General features: G+C 51.5%; 8 protein-coding genes and 1 tRNA gene. 8 read left to right on the top strand and 1 reads right to left on the bottom strand.

Features of this window, described 5'->3' with window-relative positions; all coding sequences use genetic code 11:
* Positions 1-383 precede the first annotated feature (383 nt).
* Both K5753_02875 and K5753_02870 read left to right on the top strand, forming a co-directional pair.
* On the top strand, positions 384-833 hold the full coding sequence (locus tag K5753_02875; protein MCR4726145.1) for a hypothetical protein: 450 nt from the start codon (positions 384-386) through the stop codon (positions 831-833).
* Between the two features lie 51 nt (positions 834-884).
* Positions 885-1,889: an alpha/beta hydrolase family protein gene (locus K5753_02870; protein MCR4726144.1), complete on the top strand. Its 1,005-nt coding sequence runs from the start codon at positions 885-887 to the stop codon at positions 1,887-1,889.
* A gap of 235 nt (positions 1,890-2,124) precedes the next feature.
* Here the strand turns inward: K5753_02870 and K5753_02865 are convergent.
* Positions 2,125-2,200, bottom strand: a tRNA-Val gene (locus tag K5753_02865).
* A 358-nt stretch (positions 2,201-2,558) separates the two neighbouring features.
* On the opposite strand from K5753_02865, the gene K5753_02860 reads away from it, so the two are divergent.
* From K5753_02860 to K5753_02835, 6 genes are all read left to right on the top strand, one after another.
* Entirely contained in the window at positions 2,559-3,092 is a 534-nt protein-coding gene (locus tag K5753_02860) for a biotin transporter BioY (protein ID MCR4726143.1), read from the top strand.
* Between the two features lie 166 nt (positions 3,093-3,258).
* Entirely contained in the window at positions 3,259-4,587 is a 1,329-nt protein-coding gene (locus tag K5753_02855) for a hypothetical protein (protein MCR4726142.1), read from the top strand.
* Between the two features lie 238 nt (positions 4,588-4,825).
* Complete coding sequence (locus tag K5753_02850) at positions 4,826-6,412, top strand: hypothetical protein (protein ID MCR4726141.1); 1,587 nt, start codon at positions 4,826-4,828, stop codon at positions 6,410-6,412.
* Between the two features lie 66 nt (positions 6,413-6,478).
* A complete protein-coding gene (locus K5753_02845) occupies positions 6,479-7,663 on the top strand; it encodes an alkaline phosphatase family protein (GenBank protein MCR4726140.1) in 1,185 nt (394 codons plus the stop codon).
* A gap of 485 nt (positions 7,664-8,148) precedes the next feature.
* Positions 8,149-13,563 carry a hypothetical protein gene (locus K5753_02840; protein ID MCR4726139.1) on the top strand — a complete coding sequence of 1,805 codons (5,415 nt, stop codon included), beginning with the start codon at positions 8,149-8,151 and terminating at the stop codon, positions 13,561-13,563.
* A 258-nt stretch (positions 13,564-13,821) separates the two neighbouring features.
* Positions 13,822-16,221: hypothetical protein (locus K5753_02835; protein MCR4726138.1), on the top strand; the 2,400-nt coding region annotated here is incomplete at its 3' end.

Genomic DNA, 16,221 nt, shown 5'->3' with positions numbered 1-16,221 from the left:
AACGGCAACCTTCTTAAATCCGGCTTCTCTGATTTTTTTGAATCGTTCTTCTGCTGTTAAATCAAATCCACAATATGCATATACACTTATTCTGTCCATATGAACCTCTTTTTTTGGAGATGCTACCATTGTACCATAGATTTTTCACAAGAGCAATACAGCTTTTGTCCATACAGAAAACATGAAAACAATATTTTAACCCACAAAAGCCATCCTTGGATATTATCTCAAAAAGCCCTTTATACAATAAATAAGTCTACTCGAAAAAAAGTAGACTCATTTTAACTTGTCTTTGGTGGAGATGACGCAAACTAAATCGAATTGTTGAATTCTCTATTTAAAAAACATGCTACTTTTGCCGGTTCTTTCATAATACAGAAGATTTGAAAATAAAGCAAAAGAACCTAAACGGGTTCGTTTTAGGTTCCTTTTTGCGGGGCACGTTTTTGCTGAATCGGATTTCCGCGGATACTCCTCGATTGCAGCCCTTTGCGCCGGTGGATGTATCGGATGCGGTAGACGCTGAGGCGCAACCGCTTGCGGTGGAGGGGATCGCCTTCTTCGTACTTCGCGGGCATGCCGACGCGGACCTTTGTTTTCAAGTGGACGACAAACTTTTCGTCGGTGACGTATGTATGAGCGAGATAGGATTGGTGGGATACTCCCCTCTGTGGATAGAAGACAACGCCGCGCTTACGGAAAGCCGGAAGCAATTTCTTGCAATAGACGCCGAGTTTTTGTACGTTGGACACGGCAAACCCTTCCCAAAACGCGATCTTGGCGAGTTTGTCAAAAAACAAGAGAACAGAACGATTTGCAAGCTGTATAAATAATGTGATAAAATAAAGTCCGCCGATCGTGTTTCGGCGAGGAGGATGCGTAGCGTGAAATGTACCTATGATTACGAACGGGAATTGTTCCGCAAAGTCAAGCCGTCCATGAGTTACGACGGCGGCGATCTGAAGTCCTGGCAGGGCGCGGCGCGCGAAAAACTGCGGGAACTCCTTGGGATGGATCGCATGATCCCCGCAGCTCCGGATCTTTCCGTTGAATGGGAAAAACAGCAGGCGGGATATACCGAAATGCGCTTCACCTTTCAAAGCGAGCCCGGCTATCGCATTCCCGCGCATTTGCTCCTGCCGGACGGCGTGAAAAATCCGCCCGTGATCATCTGTTTACAAGGGCATTCCCCCGGTATGTACATCTCCCTCGGCGTCGTAAAGCAGGAGAAGGACGCGCTTTCCATCAAAAACGGGAACCGCGATTTTTGCATCCGCGCGGTCAAGGAAGGTTACGCCGCCATCTGTATGGAACAACGCTCGTTTGGGGAACTTAAAAATCCGAATAAGGAGCTTGACGCCTGCCTGGAACCAGCGATGACCGCCCTTCTGATGGGGCGCACCACCGTAGGGGAACGCGTTTGGGACGTCTGCCGAATGATCGACGTAGTGGAAAAGTATTTTGCCGACAAAGTGGACGCAAGCGCCATCTGCCTGACCGGAAATTCCGGCGGTGGTACGGCCACGGCTTATGCCGCTGCGCTGGAGGACCGCATCAAACTTGCCATGCCATCCTGCGCCGTGTGCGGTTTTGCGGATTCCATTGGCGCGATGCATCACTGCTCCTGCAATTACGTGCCGCAGATAGGCTTATTTTTCGATATGGGCGACTTGGTCGCTATGGCTTGCCCCAAGTATTACGTGCAGGTCAACGGCGCGGAGGACAAGATTTTCCCGCTTGCGGGCGCAAAAGCTTGCTTTGAGCAAGGGAAGAGGGCGTACGCATTCCTCGGCTTTGCCGACCGCTTGACGCACGTCATCGGCGAAGAAGGACACCGCTTTTACGCAGATAAGGCTTGGCCCGCCGTGCATAAGTATTTAGGCAAATAAAAAAGCAATCTAAACCAAACGAAGGTTCGATTTAGATTGCGAGTGGTGGACAGTAAGGGACTCTCCTCTCGTATGGCTCAAGCAGGGCATTTTCGTTTATTATTTGCTTTCGCCATACTTCGGTCAGTCGCTAAAAACAGCAGAAGTCAACTGCTGTTTTCTTAACGCTCTCGGTTCTCGTCCCTTTTTTTTGTTAAGAAAATAAAAAATGTCGGGAAAATCCGACATTTTTTGTTGGTGGACAGTAAGGGACTCGAACCCCTGACCCTCTCCACGTCAAGAAGACGCTCTACCAACTGAGCTAACTGTCCGCTGGGTACTGTGTTATTGTAGCACACGGAAAAAGAATTTGCAAGCACTTATTTCGCATTATTCCAAGGTTTTGAGAAAATTTTTGAAACGAGGTTTTTTGGCGGGATTTCGGAGCGCGCGGAGATCGTCAAATGGGCGTAGTTCGGTCGCTTTTGCGGCTCGGAGAATCGGCGGCTCTGCGAAGTCGGGCGATCCGTCGGCGGGGAAGGCGTTCGCTTCGGCTTGGATCGTTCGCGCGGGGCGGCGTCGGAAAAAAAACGGCGCGGGTCGTTCGACCGTCGCGCGAAGCGGAGTGAAAATCCGCGGGCGATCGTAAAACCCTTGCGGGGATCGCTTCGGGCGAGGTATAATCAAAGTATGAAGGAAAACGTTTTGAAGAAAATCAACACGCGCGATATGGCGCATATCGCGCTTGCGGTCGCGTTGAACGCGGTTTGCGCTTTTATAACGATCCCCGCGACGGTTCCTTTTACGTTGCAGGTCTTCGGGATCTTCTTTACGCTCGAATACTTGGGCGGCAGGCGCGGCGCGATCGCCGTCTGGCTGTATCTCTTATTCGGCGCGATCGGGCTTCCGTTTTTCAGCGGCTTCCGCGGCGGTTTCTCCGTCCTTCTCTCCGCGACGGGCGGATTCATTATGGCGTTCGCCGTCGTCGCGCTTCTTTATTTCGTCTTGTCCTTTTTCCAAGCGCCGCGTTTCGTCCATTATATCGCCGCGGCGGTTTCCCTCGCTTTGATCTATTTCGGCGGGTGCGGATGGTTCGTCTTCATTATGGGCGGGACGCTGAAACACGCGCTTTTGATCTGCGTCGTCCCGTTTATTTTGCCGGACGTGATAAAGATCACGCTTGCCTATCTGCTTGCCGCGCGGCTGAACAAGATTCGCCAATGAGCGTACCGCTTGCGCCGAGATTCGGAAATTGTAAAGCGGAGATTGCATCTTTGTGAAAACTGTGATAAAATGAGACAGGATTACGGATTATTTATAGGAAAATTTTTTGAATCGGACGCAAGTTTTCTCGGTCGCATACATGTCATATAGCAAAGGAGTAGCGCAGATGTCTAAGAAGAAAATCGTTTTGATTGCCGTATGTTTGATCTTGTCGCTGGTATTCTTTGCCGCGTGTAATGGAGCAGGCTCGGAATCCTCTCAGACGAACGATCCTGCGCCGATCGAAAACGCGGATCCGAATGACGGCGGCGAGACGAATTCGCAAGAGCCGAACGGAAGCGAGGGACAATCCTCCGAGGACGAAAAGAAGCAGAGCGAAGAAAACGAACAGCAAGACGGCGAAGAAACCGAGGTCGAGCCCACGATCCTTTCCGTAAAAGCGTTGCTTTCCGCGAATCCGACGGAAGCCAAAGCGCTTGGTGACAAAATTGCAAAAGCAATAATCAATAAATATTCAATTGAAAATCCAATCTACTGCGGCTATTCTTTCTTTGATGAAAATGACAAAGCTGAAGTCGCCGGAATGACTGTTTCAGTTGCCACAAAGATTGATGACACAGAGAGAAAATTCGCCAATTACAGAGTTGTGTTTGATCCGGTCAAACTTGACGACATCGCAAGCGGGACTTACACTCTCAGTCACACAAAGGTAGCAATGGGATCTCAACAAACCTACGATGCCAAAGAAAAACAAAATGATCAAGACTTCCTTGATTCGCTTTACGCTCAAGATGACTTTGCTTATGTCGCTTATGAAAATGAGTCATTCCCTTCAATCACAATGCAAGAGCTTCTGTCAGATTATGGTGACATAGTCAATACAAATCTTGCCACACATTATGATAATGCACTTCAAGATATTTTCGGAAGAAGGTATTCAACTTTTAAAGATTATGTTACAAATTACCAATGGGATCTCGGGGACGTAAATGATAACGACGAAATACAACATTCCAAAGTAACCCTCCAACTTGAAAATGGTAGTGCGGCAACACTATTTGTTTTCAATGTTGACTTTGCGAATCCAATCAACATAAATGATTTGAAAGACGCTTCCAAGATTAACAATTCAACAGCAACATATTCTCAAAAATACTCTTTCAGCTATGACAACACAATCCAAGGGACAAGAACAGAGCTTGTCAACGCGATTCTTGACAAGGCAATCACTGATGGATTTGATTATCAAAATGCAGAGATTATTTTTAAAGATAATGGAAGCGGATTGGATTCTGATTTGGGAACAGTTAAATGTTTTACTATTGTAGTTTCAAATAATAGCGGAATAAAACAAATTAATTTCTCAATTCAAACTGCAGACAATGACCAGTCACTTATCAATAAAATAAACAATGGCAAATTTAAAGTAGATGATTATTTAAATAGTGTTGAATATTCAAACAATCTTCTTGCTGAATATGATTTTGAAGAATAAATGATTTAATAATAAAAAGACAATGCAGGCATGCATTGTTTTTTTGTGCCGAAATAAATATGATAAAAACTTGATTTATCTATTCGAATCGCCGAACAATTTGCTTTTTTCGGATAAGTGAGGGCGATTCGGCGAGGTGCGAACGACGCGTAAGTCCGATTTTAGGAGAATTATCGGCGGAGTGTTGCGCGCGTGGTCGAGTCTTATATATAATAAGGTATAAGGTACTTATATAATTATGGTTAGTACAAATAGAGGACGGGTTACGAAAAGCATCTTTCTCGCGCTGCTTCTCTTGGCGGCGGCGGTCCTCTTTTGCGCGTGCTCGTTTTTTAACCGATCTACAAAAAACAAAGAACATTTTTCGGACGCTTTGCGGCTCAGCCGAGACTATATCGAAGTCGCGAAAGAGACTTCGCTCGAAGACGCGCTCTCCGATCTCGAAATCCGCGAGGGCGGGGAAGTTTTGTCGCTTTCGGACGTCTCGATCGAAGGGGACTACGACCCCCTCGTTCGCGGCGAGTACGCTTTGACGATCTCGCGCGGGGAAAAGCGGGCGGAACTCCGCATCTTCGTCGAAGCGGAAGGGGTGGAAGAGAATGCGCGCTTTCGGACGCTGGACGAGCTTGCGGGCGACTTGGATCTCAAAGTCGGCATTCCTTCCGAAGGCGACGTAAATCTCCTCGTCATCCCGATCGGGTTTTCCAATAGAAACTACGAGGGCGTTCGGGAGACGCTCGAAATCGCTTTTAACGGGACGGAAGAGGAGACGGGGTGGCACTCTCTTCGGAGCTATTACGCCGCTTCGTCCTTCGGGAAACTCGATCTCCGCGCGACCATCCTTCCCGTTTATCAGACGGGGAAACGGTGGTCTTCGAGGGAACGCAAGGCGGTGGATCGGGAAGTCTTGCCCCAAGCGATCGCGCATTTCGACGATCGGATCGACTATAAAAAATTCGACGCGAACGGCGACGGATTTATCGACTGCGTCTATATGGTCTATCTCGCGCCTTACGACGAAGGCTCGGATTTGTGGTGGGCGTACGAGGGGGAGATCGATTCGCCGTTTTGGGCGTACGACGGCGTTCGACCGTTCCGCTATCTTTGGATGAGCTTCGATTTTTTCTCCGATCCCATCTATTCCCGTTTCGGAGAAGAGGACGATTTGGGAGTCTCGGTCAACGCGGAAACCCTGATCCACGAAACGGGACACGCTCTCGGTTTGGACGATTATTACGATTACGAAAACGAGGAATCTCCCTGCGGCGGGCTCGGGAATCTGAATATGATGGACGGGAATCAGGGGGATCACGATCCCTTTTCCAAGGCGATCCTCGGCTGGATCCGTCCGACCTTCGTCTATCGGACGGACTACGAGGCGGCGCTTGCCCCGTTTGAGGAAACGGGGGACGCTTTGATCCTTTCAAAACAAGGCAAAAATTCCTATTTTCAGGAGTATTTCATCGTTTGTTACTACAAGCCGACGGGGCTGTTCGCGCTGAAATCGCAAAAGGACGTGGGGATCTTTTCTTCTCCCGGCGTCTTGATCTATCACGTCAACGCGGCGGTGAAAGAGAAAGGCAGAGTCGATCGCTTGATCGAGATCTACAAGGCGAACAACGGAAAGGACCCTCGCTTGATTCGGATCTGCGAAGCGGATGACGACGACAGCGTCGATTCGACCTATTACGCCGAGGACGACGATCTCTTCCTCGCGGGAGACGTCTTTTCGCCCTCGTGGTCGGACGGAACGCCCGCCGGCTTCTCGCTGACCGTCCTTTCGGTCGGCGATCGCGCGAAAATATCCGTCGTTTTCGAGGGATAACGGCTCGGGAAAATTGCCTTTGCGTTTTTTCGAAAAACGCGCTATACTGTTTTCGGAGGAAGAAAAATGAACACGTCGGAAAAGAAAAACCTTTTTAAGATTATGGCGGCGCATAAAGGCAGGACGATCTTGATCGCTTCGATCGCGTTCGTCTTGATCGCGGCAACGGTGACTCTTTGCTGCCTCGGCGCTCTCGTCTTCAATCGCTTTGCGACGGGGTATATCCCGTCCGACGCCGATCTCGCTTTGATTGGCGAGAACCCCGAAAACCAATACGCGCGGGTCTTGATCATCGGGGTGGACGGCTTGGGCGATTATCCGAACCGAATGGACAAAGGCTCGATGCCGTATTACGAACGCCTGTTCGGCGGCTTTACGACGGACGGCGGGACGAGAGTCAACGCTTCCGTGACCTATACGGGCGTCGCAGTCTATCCGACGATCAGCGCGCAAAACTGGTGCTCGATGTTCCACGGCGTGCGCCCGCCTTATCACAAGATCGACGGCGCGTCGTCAAACGCCGATCTGCAAAAGGGTAAGCAGCCCGATCCGAAGTATCCTTCCTTCATCAAAACCTATCTCGACGCGCATCCGAACGAAAAAGCGCTTTCCGTCTGCACTTGGAGCGCGATCAATAACGGCGCGATCGAGGATCTCCCCCAAGTAAAGAAAATCAATAACGACGTCGAGACCGTCGCCGCCGTCGCGAAAGGCGAACTCGCGATCGGGGACGCGGAACTCGCGGAGCATATCCGCGAAGTCGCGAAAACGGACGGCTATGCGGACGAGACCTACGCTTTGACCGACGCGGTCACCGTCCAAAGGATCATCGACGAAACCGCTTCGGCGGATTACAAGATCGCTTATATGCATTTGAATCAAGTCGATTCCGCGGGGCACGGGTACGGATTCAACAAGCCGAATTACATTCGCGCCGTTTCCCGCGTCGACGTCTTGATCGGAAAGCTTTACGAAGCCTATAAATCCCGCGGCTGGCTGGACGACACCTTGTTTATCCTCTGCACCGATCACGGTCACCGTTACGCCAAGGACGGCACCGGTCACGGCGGCAACCGCCCCGAAGAGGTCAACGTTACCTTTGCGATCGCGGGAAAGACCGTAAAGCAGGGCAAGCCCGGGAAGTACGTCAATACCGACCTTGCGCCGATCGTCAGCTATGCGCTGGGGGTGAAGGCGGCGAAGAGCTGGCAGGGGAGAGTTCCTTATGGCATGTTCACTCTGTTAGGCTAACGCGTATAACGGCGCTTATGCGGCTCTACCGCATCGCTCGCGTCAGTCACATACAAGGAGTATGCTCCTTTCCGCTCTCTCGCGGAGCGTTTGCCTAAGCACCGCTCTTCGCGTTAGCAGGAGGATAGAAATAAATCGCACGGTTTCCCCATTATGAAGGGATCGTGCGGTTTTTTTTCGTCGGGTCTCGCGTTCGTAGAGGAGCTCCCGCTTTGCGAGAATGGGGAAGGCGGGCTTTGGTCGGCGGTTTTTCGTTCGTCTTCGGCTGAAAGGTTTTCGCGAGGACGCAAAATGGAAGTCGGACTTCCGATTTGTAACAGTTGTAGAAAACAGTTGAGGAAATCGCGTTATATAGCATTTACATTTTATATTATTTTACATATAAAGCATTGAGGGATTCCTCGCGCATATGATAGAATATCAAGGCAAAAGTTTTTTTGTTTAGTATATATAAAAAATTAAAGAAATTTTTGGGGAGATTTGCTATGAAGAAAAAAGTTCTCGGAATCGTCATCTGCGTGGTCGTCGTTACCGCCGCCGTCGTTCTCGGTTTGTTTGCCGCGGGCGTGATCGGCAGAAAGAACGACGCCGTCGCGAAAGCGGCAAGCGCATCCATCACCGAAGGAGGGTTTTTCGGAAACCTCGGCAAGGACGCCTATTTCGACGTCCGCGAGGAAAGGGATCCTTCCACCGCGATCGATAACTACGTTCGCGTGACCGACAGCAAGGGCAACCGCGTCCCGATGAAGAGCACGAGGCTCGAAAACGGGCTTTACCGTTTGTCGGCGCGTGACGGCTTCGTCGAGAGGGCGACCTATCGCATTCGCTTGTACTTCGGCGAGTTCGTAAAAGCCGAGTACGCTCCCTACGACACGTTCGTCTTTACGATCGCAGGCAAGGGCGAGACCGAGACGGTCGACGTAAAGGACGGCATCGAGAAGGTCGCGATCGAAGGAACGGTCGTCGAGCCCATCTTGGTCGGGACCGAGTACTACTACAACCTGATCCTTGCGGAAGCGGCGGAAACGCGCTACCAAGAAGGGCAGCTCATCCTCGCGAAGAAGCCCGATCAATGCTTCCTCGGCGAAGAGTTCCAAGCGATCTACAACGAGTCGAGCGCCAATCAGTACAGCGGTCTCGCCGCGTATTACGTCCTCCGCGAATCCGAGGTCGTGGACGGGCGCGAAGAGGTCTACTGCCGCCTCGCGAAGATGAACGAAGTCTTCGACAAGGTCGATATTTACAAATCCGTCCCCATTACGAAAGATAATTTGAAGATCGACGAGGAAGCGCTCGCCGAGCAATTCGCAAACAGCCAATTCGCCGAGGTCCTTCTCCAAGCCGCAGAAGCCACGATGGATCTCTATTCCGCAGAGTTCCCGATCCGCACCCAAAAGCCGAAGATCGTCGTCTCCGTCTTTGCGGATGCGATCTTCCCCGACAGCGTCGACACTTCGGGTCTTGAAAACGCTCTCCCCGACGTCGAAGCGATCATGAACGATTTCGTCTCCGTCATCTCCAAGAATATGAACGTGGACGAGTTTATGGCGGCTCTTCCCGATATCAACGTCGAAGAATTCTTCTCCAATCTCCCGAACAGCGTAAACGTGGATGCGTTCATCTCCGATCTTTCGAAGAATCTCAGCGTGGACAGCTTCCTCGCCAATCTCCCGAATATCAACGTCGACGAGTATTTCGCCAAGCTCCCGATCCAAAGCGTCAAAGATTTCATCTCCAAGCTTTCGAACCTCAGCGTGGACGATTTCAAGTCCATTCTCCCGAACATCAACGTTTCCGAATATCTGAAAAATCTTCCGAAGGCGAGCGTCGATCAGATCGCCGCGGATCTTATGAAGAGCGTGAACGTCGAGAACTTCATCTCCGATCTTACGAAGAACCTCAGCGTCGAGAACCTGACTTCCAATCTTCCGAGCATCAACGTTCAGGAATTCTTCTCCAACCTTCCCGCGAACGTCGATCTCAAAGATTTCATCCCCGATCTTCCCTCGAACGTCAGCGTCGAAAGTTATATCGCGAACCTTCCGAAGATCAACGTTCAAGAGTACTTCGCGAACCTTTCGAGCGGCCGCTTGAACGAGATCGTCTCCAACCTTTCGAATAACCTCAACGTCGACAACTATCTCTCCGGCCTTACGAAGAATATCAACGTCGACAGCTTCCTTTCCTCGCTTCCGAGCATCAACGCCAAAGACTTCCTGTCCAACATCCCGACGCCGAGCTTGGAAAGCTATCTCGCGAAGGTCTCCCCGAACGTCAGCGTCGACAGCTTCCTTGCGGATCTCCCGTCGATGAACGTTCAAGAGTACCTCTCCGGGCTTCCGAAGCCGGACGTCGAGAGCCTGCTCTCCGGTCTTACCAAGAACCTGAGCGTCGAGAACTTCGTCTCCGGTCTTACCTCGAATTTGAATCCGCAAGAGCTTCTTTCCAAGCTTCCGACCGATATCAACGTCCAAGACTTCTTCGCGAATCTCCCGAAGGATTTCGATCCGAAAGACCTGATCGGCGAGCTTCCGAAGGGTGTGGATCTCCAAAGCTACGTCGCGAGCCTGCCGAAGGTGAACGTCAAAGAGTACTTCACCTCGCTTTCGCAGACGAACGTGCAGGGCATCGTCGAGAACCTCAAAAAGAGCATCAACCTCGATAGCTATCTTTCCAATCTCCCGACGAACTTCAACGCGCAATCGCTTCTTGCGAATCTCCCCTCGGGCATCAATGCGGAAACCCTTCTTTCCTATCTCCCGAACGTCAGCGTCGAGGGCTTGATCTCCGATCTTTCGAAGAACTTGAACGTCGACCAATTCAAAGCGCTTTTGCCCGATGTCAACGTCGAGGACTTCCTGTCCGAGCTTTCGAACGTCAACGTTCAGGACTTCATCTCCAACCTCTCGAAGAATCTCAGCGTCGAGGACTTCATCAACTGTCTCCCGAAGGACGTCAGCGTCGAGAAATACTTCTCCAATCTCCCGAAACTCAGCGTCGAAGATTTCATCTCCAAGCTTCCGAACGCGGACGCTTTGAAAGCCGATCTCGCCGCCACGGTCGATAAGTACAAGACCGGAACGAACGACGGAAGCGTCGGTTACAACGCCGAGCTTATTTTGAACGTCAAATTCACGATCACTCTCGCGAAGGGCTTGGACGTCGTCTTCTCCGTCAACAACCGCGTGAAGATCGATCCGTATCTCAACTTCCAATATTCCTACGATCTCTCGGCGTTCTCCTTCGATTACGAGTTAAACTTCGGCGCGAATATCAACACGCAGACGGTTTGCTCCATCGATATGGCTGTCCCAGAGGGCAAGATGGAAGCGACTTCCGTCGAAGATTTCAAAGAGAAATTCACCGCTCTCGTCAAGGATCAAACGACCGAAAAAGCGCTCTGCGCGAACGAGGTCAAGATCTGGAATATGCAATACTGGATCTACTGCTTCTGCTTGGAGCTTGAAATCGGTTTCGACTTCGATTTCGAACTCAAAGCGCAGATGAATTTCGAATATCATTACAACACGCAGATGAGCGCGGGCGTCTCCTTCGTCGAAGGCGAATTTACGACCTACAAGAGCTTCGATTCGCAACAGGAAGCGAAGGACTTTGTCCTCTTCGGAAAAGCGACCTTGAAAGCGGGTCTGTATTTGAAGTTTATGGGAACCCTTCTCAGCGTCGCGGGCGTCGGCTTCAAGATCAAGCTCGGCGCGTACGGCGAAGTCGGCGGTCAATTCCGCATCGATATGGAAGCGGCTCTTAAAAAGAAGCAACTTCACATTATGAAAGGATACTACATAGAGGCGGGCTTGTACTTCGCTTTGGACTTCTCGGTCAAGGCGGGCGTGGATATCCCCGTCTACGGGTTCTTGGGTTATAAGAATAACTTCGAGCTTGCGGAAATCAGGTATCCGATCTTCCAAAAAGGCTCCAAGTTCTTGATCAAGAGCTTCGTGAACGAAGAGAATAACGTCGAGATCCAAGGCGCGAGCGCGAAATTCGATAACGTCCTCGTGAACGCGTTCGATCTCGATAAGATCGCGGACGCGAATAAGATCTCCGTCCCGATCGACAGCTTCGATATCGACTACATCGGCGGCGCGGAGAAGTACGTCACCTTGCGTGACGGCGGCGTCTACGTCAGCCCGTCCGTCGGAACGGAATTCACCGCGAGAGTCAAATTGACCGCCAAATCCGACAGCTACGTCGTCGGTTACGTCAATTTCCATAAGGCGGCGGTCATGCCGACCTGCGAGATCACCGAAGCGAAGTTCGACAAGAAGACCGCGGCGGACGTCACCTTCGACACCCTCCTCAATAAGTCCGAATTCGTCGCTTTGCAAGGCGAGAATATCTCCCCGGCGTACTACACCGTCAACGCGGTCGGCGGACTTACGATCTCCAAGAACTTCCTGAACACCTTGCCGATGGGCGCGCATAAGTTCAGCTACGTCACGAGCAGAGGAAACATCATCTTGACCGTGAACGTCGTTGATTCGACGCCGATCTCCGCGGAAAAGACGAGCGCGACCTTCAATAAGAGCGCGAAAGCGAACGTCCCCTTCAAGCTCAATCTCCACGGCAACGCGATCAAGAGCGTCAGCGGACTGCAAAAGGGCGAGTACACCGTCGATAAGAGCGGAACCTTCGTCATCTACGCGCTCGGTCTTATGAAGAAAGACGCGGGCTCCTTCGAGTACGTCGTCACCGCGACGAACGACACGAGCGTCGCTTTGACCGTCACCGTCAAGGACGATCGCGATCCGATCCTCTATGAAACGGCGTTCTCCTTCGCGAAAGTCGCTTCGCTCCGTAACCCCGTTCCCGTCAAGTTCGAGAAGTACGGCTACGAAGTCAAGAGCGTCGAGGGCAGCGGCATCGCCGCCGGCGATTATACCGTGACGGATAACTGCGTCTCGATCGGCGCGAACTTCCTCGCGGGTCTCTCCGCGGGCAGCCACGCCTTCTCCATTCGTTTCCGTGCGGATAAAGAAGTCGTCAAATCCTTCACCGTTTCCGTTAAGGACAATGCGAAGATCGTCGCGTACACGTCTTATGCGGAGTTCGATAAGAACGCGCCTTCCGACGTCGAATTCACCGTCGTCGCCGCGGGCAGCATCGTCCTCACCGGCAACAATATCGCCGCGGGCAACTATTCTTACTCAGGCAACACGTTGAAGATCCGCAGAGCGTTCCTCGAAAATCTCGCGGAAGGCGAATATCAATTCTCCGCGTCGAGCAGCAGCGAGTCGGAGCGCTTGACCGTTAAGGTCATCAATACCGCTGCGCCCGAGATCGTCTCCGAAGACGTTCAGGCGGACGGCACGCTTACGCTCTCCTTCGATAAGGCGAAACCGAAGGCGCTCTCCTTCGAGCTCTTCCTTACGGACAGAAACGCGTTCTCCGTCTCCGGTTTGAAGTACACGTTGACCAAGAACGATAAGGGAACCTTTACCTTCACCGTCGCGGCGGAAACGCTTTCCGCTCTCTCGAACGGCGAGCACGAATTCGAGCTTTTGACCGGCGTCAATTCTCTCTTCCTTACGGTCAAAGTCACGAACTCCGCGAAACCGACCCCGACGAGCCAAACCTCGCTTTCCTACATTTTGGGAAGCATGAAGCAGCTTTCCTACAACTTTACGAATGCGAAAGCGAAGATCAATAACATCGAGGTCAGAGGCGAGGGCGTCACTTCCGAGACCAACGCGATCTATATCGAGAAGTACAGCTACATCGTGGACGTGGACGGAACGACCGGAACCTTTACGATCGATCCGAATTACTGCGAGTTCCTCCCCGCGGGTTACTATAAGGTCTTGATCACCTTTGCCGACGAGGACGGATCCGGCGAGTTCGTCACGAACGTCGGTATCACGGTCAGCCAACCGGCGCAATGATTTTCTGACGGAAGAATCATTCAAAACCAAACCGCGTCTTGCGAAAGCGACTTCGGTCGCCGCCGCGAGGCGCGGTTTTTTTGCGCGGCAAACGAAAAAATTCTTTTCCGCATAGAATGTAAAGGGGAATTTCTCGCATATACGCGCGAATTATATAAAATTTGCATAAGTACTTGAAAGTGCGCGCGGAAAGTGCTAAAATGTAAAGTGCATAATTGGGGGAGTGTTCCCCAAAGTTCGTTTTATCAGGAGATCGATATGAAAAAAGCATGGATTATCATTCCTATCGTGATCGTGGTCGCCGCCGCAACCGTCCTCGGGCTTTTCGCCGCGGGGATCATCGGGAATAAAGGCGGAGAGCCCGTTGCGCAAGCCGCTTCCGCGGAAGTCGCCGATACCGGATATTTCGGAGAGCTTCCGGAAACGACCTATTTCGATATCGTTACGGAGCGCGATCCTTCCACTGCGATGGACAATTTCGTCGTCATTCGTAACAACAAGGGCGAAAAGGTCGCGTTGAAGAGCACGAGGCTCGATAACGGAAACTATCGGATCACCGCGAGGGAAGGATTCAAGAAGAGATGCACGTATAAGATTTTCCTGCTCGCCGCGGAATTCGCGGACGAGAAGTACGCGGGTCTGACTTCCTTCGTCTTTACGATCGACGGCGAAGAAGTCGAGAACGTCCACGTTAAGGACGACGTTGAGGACGTCAAAGTCGCGGGGACGACCGTCGAGCTCGTCAAAGTCGGAGAGGATTATTTCTATAACGTGATTCTTCCCGCCGCTGCTGACGAGCGCTTCAAAGCGGGTGACGTTATTCTCGCGCAAAAGCCCGCCGAGGAAGACACCGATCCTCAGCTCGCTCGTATGTATGAAGGCGATATCGAGGGCTATGAATACAACGGCTACGCGGCGTATACCGTCGTTCGCGATTCCGAAGTGGTCGACGGAAGGGAAGAAGTCTATTGCCGCCTCGCGAATTTGGACGAAGTCGTCGACGAGCTCGATATTTATAAGCACGTAGCTTTGGATGAAACGAACACGAAAATAAACGAAGAAGCGATCCGCGACGCGCTCGAACAATGCGCGTTCTATCAAGCGGTCGTGGAAGCGGCGGACGAAACCTATGACGAAGTGATGGCGGATCTGAAAAGCTTCAAGGGAAGCTTGCCTTCCGTTACCGTTAAGGATAAGCCGAAGGTCACCTGCGGCGTCTCTTGGGAGATCGGAACGAGCTTTATCGATTTGAAGTGCACCTTTACGATCACCTTCGCGCCGGGTCTCGCGCTCGTCTTGATGTTTGACAACGCGATCTATATCGACCCGATTTTCAGCGCGTCCTGCTCGTTCAGTACGTCCGGCGTCGATCTCGAACTCAACGCGGGGTTGAAAGTCAGAACGGAAACCGTCTTCTCCGTCAAAATGGATCTTTCGGCGGTAAACGAAGTTCCGAAGAGCTTCAACACGTTCAGAGATAACCTCGTTAAGAGAGAAAAAGATTTCGCGGGCGATCCGATCGGAGGCGACGTGCCGTTCGTTCAATGGAACGTTCCTGTTTGGATCTTCGTCCTCGAATTCGAAATCGGTATGGAGATCAACTTCGATATCCATGCGGAGATCGGTTTCGAGTACAGATACGTTACCGAGACCAGCTTTGGCGTTACCTTCGTTAACGGCGACTTTGATTTCTATAAGTCGTTCGATTCCGACAGCACCGCATCCGATCTCGTGATGCTCGGAAAGGTCAAGGCGGACGTCGGTTTGTATTTCCGCTTTAACGTTTCCTGCTTAAAGATCGTCGGCGTCGGACTGAAAGTCAGCGCGGGCGTGTACGGCGAACTGTGCGGACAGCTTCGTATGGAATGGATGACCACCGATCACGACGGGAATCTGATCTTCGGCTATTATCTTACCGTCGGCGCCTACGTCAGCTTGAAATTCCACCTGAAAGCGGGCTTTACCTTGCCGATCGTCGGCTTCATCGGATTTAAGAAAGATTTCGAGATCAAGCGTTGGGAATTCCCGCTTTTCGAGATCGGTACTCCGTATCTCGTTCGTTCGGCGGACGATCAAAAGATCGAGATCCGCGGCCCGAACGCGAAGCTGGAAGATATCAACTGCACGGCGTACGACATCCGTTCGTTGAAGGATTGCTTGAATCATCCGATCAGCGTAAAGGAATTCAATTTCGAGTACGTCGACGACGCGGCGGATTACATTATCTATAAACCGGAAGACGGTTTGGTCCTCGTTCAGTCTTCCGTGGGCGACGAATTCACGAAGCAAGTTCGTTTGCGCGCGAAATCGAATAAAGAAGCGACTTGCCTTTTGACCTTCCACAAGGATGCGGTCATGCCGACCTGCAAAGAGCCCGAGAAGATGTACGACGTGGCGGACGGCGGCGATCTGACCTTCGAAGTCAAGCGCAATCAATCCGACTTCATCGCTCTTACGGGTGAAAATATCTCCGCGGCGAACTACACGGTCAGCGACACCGGCGCGATCACGATCTCTGCGGCGTATCTCGCGTCCCTCCCGATGGGCGATCACGTCTACGTGTACAGCACGAACAGAGGTTCGATCTACTTGACCGTCATCGTCAAGAACTCCACGCCGATCGAGGTCGAGAAGAATTCGGCTTCCTTCAATAAGAGC

The sequence above is a fragment of the Clostridia bacterium genome (assembly GCA_024685775.1).
GTDB lineage: Bacteria > Bacillota > Clostridia > Christensenellales > CAG-1252 > CAG-1252.
This window is presented reverse-complemented; position numbering and strand designations above follow the sequence as displayed.